Source organism: Providencia sp. CIM-Carb-044 (assembly GCF_033901115.1).
Lineage (GTDB): Bacteria > Pseudomonadota > Gammaproteobacteria > Enterobacterales > Enterobacteriaceae > Providencia > Providencia hangzhouensis.
In genome coordinates this window covers 1-433 of sequence record NZ_JAXADV010000082.1, presented here as the reverse complement: position 1 = coordinate 433, position 433 = coordinate 1, and the positions used below count along the sequence as shown (strand labels likewise).

Genomic DNA, 433 nt, shown 5'->3' with positions numbered 1-433 from the left:
CACGGCTTGCGCATGAGTTAAATAGTTGTTAAGTCCCAAATAACACGTGCTCTCGAAACTCTGTATTTAACGCACATTTCAATTGCCGCCTTTTCAAAGTGCCTTTCATTTCTACTAACTTTATCAAGTTCATGCACATTTGACGTATGCGCGAAAGATTCTCTGCCGCATGCTGATAAGTAATGCGGCTATCATCTTCTCCCATCACACAATCCAGCCACCAATGCATACTCTCTACACCCCAGTGACCACGACACAATTCGCCAAAACTAACCGGCGTCAGTTCCTTCGATGAGATGAAATAACGAATACCAAGACTTCCCGATGATTCACTATTCGACTTCTGGTAAGTTACTGCTATACATAATGTTTTTAAACCTTTCCAATCAACAGCAAAATCACCAAATTCTTGGGTAAATGGGACCGTAATGTA

At 41.6% G+C, this 433-nt stretch carries 1 protein-coding gene; it reads right to left on the bottom strand.

The genetic code is table 11. The annotated features are described in order from the left end of the window. Nucleotides 1–28 precede the first annotated feature (28 nt). Nucleotides 29–433: ISAs1 family transposase (locus SJ312_RS23395; RefSeq protein ID WP_319868428.1), on the bottom strand; the 405-nt coding region annotated here is incomplete at its 5' end.